Source organism: Mesorhizobium sp. M6A.T.Ce.TU.016.01.1.1 (assembly GCF_003997065.1).
In the GTDB taxonomy this organism is placed as follows: domain Bacteria; phylum Pseudomonadota; class Alphaproteobacteria; order Rhizobiales; family Rhizobiaceae; genus Mesorhizobium; species Mesorhizobium mediterraneum.
Genome location: NZ_RZTJ01000057.1, coordinates 1 through 4,487 on the forward strand (window position 1 = coordinate 1; position 4,487 = coordinate 4,487).

Here is a 4,487-nt window from a genome sequence, read left to right on the forward strand (position 1 = left end):
ACGGTGTGGTGAAGTATCATCGCAGGATCGGAACCACCCTTAACGCGCTGGTCAGTGCCGGATTTGCCATAGAAGCCGTCAATGAGTTCGCACCGTCGATGGAACAGATCATGGAAGTCCCGGAGCTGAAGGAAGAACGGAAAGACCGATGATGCTGCTTGTCTCGTCGAAACGCTAGGAGTGCCGATCCTCCGCAGTACGGCACCGGTTCAGGGCCCTATTTCCGACCCTTTGCAGACAGCGACGGACGATGCCTCGTCGGCTGCCCGAAACGGCAGCTGTAAAAAGGCCCCGGCGCTGGGTCGGTCGCCGGGGCCTTGGCCATGTACGAGATACCATCATGTCCGTTCATGAGCGTGACGCAATATACTCAACAAACAGTAAAGGGGACGGACAAAGCCATCCTAAGGGCCAGCCAATTACGAGGGAATCCAAAGAAGCTTTGGGCAATGAGTGCCGCATAGCTAAGTGCCCGACGCAGGCTTCGGAACGTTTTTTTGACAAGGCGCATCAGCGGGTAGTCCACGTTGCGTGGCAAGCGGTCTTGCTTCTCATTCGCTCCAATTTGCGGACGCGGCGCACGAGTTCGGAAGTCGACATCCCTTAGCAATCATGAAGCGTCGGCAGCGCCCCAGCCTCGAGGAACTCATCGGGCAGGGCGATCTGGCGAAAGACTGGGACCACTCCCTCGCGCATCAGCAGGGCGGCAACGCCTTCACCCACACCACCAATGATGAAGTGGTTCGTCGCGAGCACCACCGACCGTCCAGGATCGCCCGCGGCGGCAAGTATCACCTCCGTGTCCAAAGGCTTGCTCGTCGGAACTGCAGTACGGCGCAGCCGATCCTGTCGGCTTCAAGCGCCTTCGCCGCCTCCAGCGCGCAGATCATTAGGCCGCTGGAAATGAACAGCACATCCGCACCCTCGCGCAACAGGCGTGCCTTGCCCAACTGGAATGTGTCGTCGTACTCGTCGAGCACGGCTGGAACCTTGCTCCGCCAAATTCTCTTGCCGTCCTGCCAGATTGATATTGCCGTCTCTTCATGGATACATCGAGACCGAGATACTGCTTCATGGCTGTCCTCTGTTCGATGCCTGGGCCGGTGTCGATCGTGAGCCCGGTCTTCATCCTATCGGGGGACAGCCAGCCGGCTAAATGTTCGAACATCGCCGCCACATGTTAGGTGGCCACCGCTCCGCGGTTACGTCATGTTTGTTCATTCCGCACACGCGTTCATGATCGCATCCGGAGATCCGGTGAACATGGAGATATGGACTGCCCGCCTGAAACGCATCGCGTGAAGACCACGGCAAAGCAGGACTATCGCGGTTTCAATAGCATGCTGGCCGCAGGCAATTTGTTGCGTGCCCATGTTCCGCTAGTCTTTAAGATGCGGCGAACCCTCGGGGGACGCCGTGATACCTCTTGAACTCAAGGTCACTGCCGCGCGCAGCCTTCTCTCCGTTACATGGGAGGACGGTGTGGTTTCGCTCATCCCCGCGTCCAAGCTGCGGGCGCGCAGCCGGGCGGCACAGCAGGTGCGGGCGGACATCGAGGGCAACGAACATTCGTTCGAGACCGTCACCGTGACGAGCGCAGAGGCGATCGGTTCATATGCCATACGTCTGATTTTCTCCGACGGGCACGCCCGGGGCATCTATCCCTGGAGCTATTTGCGCGAAATCGCCGATTCTGATGCTTGAGGAACGAGAATGGATAATTTTGTCGAAGGGTTGTCGGAAGTCACCTGCGATGTGCTGGTGATCGGCGGCGGCACGGCGGGACCAATGGCGGCGCTCAAGGCGAAGCAGAAAAATCCCGCTCTGAAAGTCGTCCTGCTCGAAAAGGCAAATGTGAAGCGTTCCGGAGCTATCTCCATGGGCATGGACGGACTGAACAACGCCGTCGTCCCGGGATATGCGACGCCCGAGCAATATACCAAGGAGATCACCATTGCCAATGACGGCATTGTCGATCAGGCGCCGGTCTTCAAATATGCCTCGCGCTGCTATGACATCATCCAGGAACTTGACCGTTTCGGCATCCGTTTCCAGAAGAACGCCAATGGCGATTTCGATCTGAAGAAGGTCCACCATCTCGGAACCTATGTGCTGCCAATGCCGAATGGCGACACTTCGGGCGATCGTTGACTGCATGCTGGAGGCCGGCTGGACGCGCGGGGAGATCATGCGCTCGCTACGCCGGCTGATCGCCGCCGACAACATGACGCAAAATGAAAACGCCAAGGTCGAGGCACAGATTGCACTCGCGCGCGCCATGATGCGCGCCGGCCGGCCATTTTAGCGGTTGACGACTGCCAAGCCCGTGCCAATCATCCCGGTACAGCAGTTCCATTCACCAGAGAGCTAGTTCGTCATGAAGCCTGGAATCATGGAAGAAGTCCCGTGGTCGGACTCCATCACGGTTTACGACAAAGAGAATATCACCATCTATCTGCAGATCCTGGACTTCTGCGCCGACGAAGCCAGCATAGAGGAGATGGCCGAGCGCATTCTTGGCATCGACCCGGCTCTTGAACCGGTGCGCGCCCGCAACGCTGTTCGCAGTCATATCGACCGGGCGAACTGGATCGTGACGACCGGCTCAAAGCACTTGTTCGCCGGCTGACTGCTATTCCTCATCGCTAAAGCCGAGCAGCGAAGCATGGCGTATGTGGCTGTGGTCGCCGCGCAGATGCTTGATGCGCAGCTTGACGCCGGGCGCGACCCACTGCGTCGCCGGCCGCTTCTTCATGGCCTCGGGCGGCGGGCCGGCGTGCTGCTGGACGCGCTTCCACAGCCGTTCCTTCATGTCGCGACCCAGGCTGATGAAGGCCGAACCGACATATTTCCCTGTGCCGGGTTCCGCTAAAGAGCGAATGCCGCCTTGCCCGGCTCACGCTCGACGCCAAGCAGCTCGAATTCGTCGACCGTAAAGCTCTTGGTCTTCAGCCAGTTCGTCGTCGGGCCACTGCGATATTTGCTGTCGGCACGCTTCGAGACGGTCCCCTCGAGGCCGGCTTGGTCGGCGAGATAGAAGATCGCCTTGGCGTCGCCGGGCATGGCCTCGCTGAACTGGATCCTGCTGTTCGGCTTGACGATGCCGTAGAGGATTTCGCGGCGCGCCTCGCCACGCTCGCCAGTAACCAGAATCATATCGTCGATGCGCCATTGTTCCTCATCTGGGTCGCAGATCTTGCACACGTCCATGACATCGGAGCAGAACGAAACATCGAACTCGATGGGCTTGCCTTCACCGAGACATTCCTGATCGCCACCATCGATGCAGCCCTGGCCGCGCAAAATGCCTGTGTTGCCGCTGACTCGCTCGGTTTCAGCACCGTCTACACCGGGGCTTTGCGCAACCATCCCGCCGAGGTGGCAACTGAACTCAATCTGCCGCGCCATCGCAGTCGTAGACCTGTCCGGCCCGAATCTCCTCCAGCGCGGCCATCAGGACGCAGCTGGCACCGCCGCCGATGATTCGCAAGGGAGCTGATCGGAGCCGTGCCGGCAGTCGGGTCGCGATACGCGGAAATGGCGGCTGTCATGTTCGCGCGGGTCTCCCTGGCGGCCCCACAAACTATTATGTGTTGGCATAACGCTTTTAGGTTGAATGCCCGATGCGAAGGTGGCTCAGGCGGACGCCTTTTGCGGTCGGCTGAACATATTTTCCGGGCGCGGCAGACCGAAATGGTCCCTCAGCGTTGCCCCATCATAGTCGTTCCGGAAAAGTCCGCGCCTGCGCAAGATCGGCACCACTTCCTGGGCGAATACATCGAACCCGCCTTGCAGATAGGGTGGCATGATATTGAAGCCGTCCGCGGCGCCATTGTCGAACCATTCCTGGATCTTGTCGGCAATCTGTTCGGGGGTCCCGGCCTGGACCCAATGGCCGCGCGCCCCGGCGAGGCGGTGGAGCAGCTGGCGGATGGTTGGATTCTCGCGCTCGATGATGTCGAGTACGACGTGGAAGCGGCTGCTCGCACCGCGCTCGCCCTCGATGCGGATAAGATCGCGCGGAAATGGCCCGTCCAGATCGTAGTTGGAAAGATCGGCGTCTACGATGCGGCGTAGCTGGTGAAGGGAATATTCCGGCTGCGTCAGCTCGTTGAACTCGTCATGCAGCGCGCGGGCTTCCGCCTCGGTGGAACCGATGAAGGGACTGATGCCGGGCAAGACCTTGACGTGGTCAGGGTTGCGGCCAACCGACTTCACGCGCGCTTTGATGTCGGCATAAAATTCCTGCGCGTTGCCGAGTGTCTGATGTGCAGTAAATATCGCCTCGGCATAGCGGCTTGCGAATGACCGTCCGTCTTGGGACGAACCTGCCTGCACGTATACCGGACGCCCCTGCGGCGAGCGTGGAAGCGTGAGCGGTCCCTTCACCCGATGATATTTGCCGATGTGGTTGATCGGGTGGATCTTGTCGGTGTCGGCAAAGATTCCGGACACCCTGTCCGAGACAAGCACGTCGTCCTCCCAAC

At 59.8% G+C, this 4,487-nt stretch carries 7 protein-coding genes and 3 pseudogenes; 6 read left to right on the forward strand and 4 right to left on the reverse strand.

Annotated features, from left to right (window positions below; translation table 11 throughout):
- A pseudogene (locus tag EOC94_RS34970) lies at window positions 1-178 on the forward strand (SAM-dependent methyltransferase); the annotation flags it as partial.
- Window positions 179-603: 425 nt separating this feature from the next.
- On the opposite strand, the pseudogene EOC94_RS32845 reads toward EOC94_RS34970, so the two are convergent.
- A pseudogene (locus EOC94_RS32845) lies at window positions 604-1,007 on the reverse strand (transketolase C-terminal domain-containing protein); the annotation flags it as partial.
- Between the two features lie 409 nt (window positions 1,008-1,416).
- On the opposite strand from EOC94_RS32845, the gene EOC94_RS32850 reads away from it, so the two are divergent.
- The 4 genes and pseudogenes from EOC94_RS32850 to EOC94_RS32860 all read left to right on the forward strand — a co-directional run bounded on the left by EOC94_RS32850 (window position 1,417) and on the right by EOC94_RS32860 (window position 2,629).
- Entirely contained in the window at window positions 1,417-1,704 is a 288-nt protein-coding gene (locus EOC94_RS32850) for a gamma-butyrobetaine hydroxylase-like domain-containing protein (RefSeq protein ID WP_127295746.1), read from the forward strand.
- Between the two features lie 9 nt (window positions 1,705-1,713).
- Window positions 1,714-2,136, forward strand: a pseudogene (locus tag EOC94_RS32855) (FAD-binding protein); the annotation flags it as partial.
- 19 nt (window positions 2,137-2,155) lie between these two features.
- Entirely contained in the window at window positions 2,156-2,305 is a 150-nt protein-coding gene (locus tag EOC94_RS34275; protein ID WP_185928382.1) for a hypothetical protein, read from the forward strand.
- 87 nt (window positions 2,306-2,392) lie between these two features.
- The gene (locus EOC94_RS32860; protein WP_245465715.1) at window positions 2,393-2,629 is read left to right on the forward strand and encodes a hypothetical protein; all 237 of its coding nucleotides are present in this window, start codon (window positions 2,393-2,395) and stop codon (window positions 2,627-2,629) included.
- Window positions 2,630-2,632: 3 nt separating this feature from the next.
- Here the strand turns inward: EOC94_RS32860 and EOC94_RS34975 are convergent, their stop codons facing one another.
- Together EOC94_RS34975 and EOC94_RS34980 are read right to left on the reverse strand one after the other, a co-directional pair.
- A complete protein-coding gene (locus tag EOC94_RS34975; protein ID WP_245465716.1) occupies window positions 2,633-2,812 on the reverse strand; it encodes a hypothetical protein in 180 nt (59 codons plus the stop codon).
- Window positions 2,813-2,868: 56 nt separating this feature from the next.
- Window positions 2,869-3,156, reverse strand: a complete 288-nt coding sequence (locus tag EOC94_RS34980) for a hypothetical protein (protein WP_245465717.1) — start codon at window positions 3,154-3,156, stop codon at window positions 2,869-2,871.
- A 15-nt stretch (window positions 3,157-3,171) separates the two neighbouring features.
- Between EOC94_RS34980 and EOC94_RS35200 the strand changes: the two genes are divergently transcribed.
- On the forward strand, window positions 3,172-3,483 hold the full coding sequence (locus EOC94_RS35200; RefSeq protein WP_185928381.1) for a hypothetical protein: 312 nt from the start codon (window positions 3,172-3,174) through the stop codon (window positions 3,481-3,483).
- A 153-nt stretch (window positions 3,484-3,636) separates the two neighbouring features.
- On the opposite strand, the gene EOC94_RS32875 is transcribed toward EOC94_RS35200, so the two are convergent.
- A partial coding sequence (locus tag EOC94_RS32875; protein WP_127295750.1) for an NtaA/DmoA family FMN-dependent monooxygenase occupies window positions 3,637-4,487 on the reverse strand: 851 nt, incomplete at its 5' end.

Bases quoted from the DNA above. Each gene is read 5' to 3' on its own strand.
- EOC94_RS32860 (WP_245465715.1), top strand. From the start codon at position 2,393: ATGGAAGAAGTCCCGTGGTCGGACTCCATCACGGTTTACGACAAAGAG.
- EOC94_RS34980 (WP_245465717.1), bottom strand. From the start codon at position 3,156: ATGATTCTGGTTACTGGCGAGCGTGGCGAGGCGCGCCGCGAAATCCTC.
- EOC94_RS34975 (WP_245465716.1), bottom strand. From the start codon at position 2,812: ATGAAGGAACGGCTGTGGAAGCGCGTCCAGCAGCACGCCGGCCCGCCG.
- EOC94_RS34275 (WP_185928382.1), top strand. From the start codon at position 2,156: ATGCTGGAGGCCGGCTGGACGCGCGGGGAGATCATGCGCTCGCTACGC.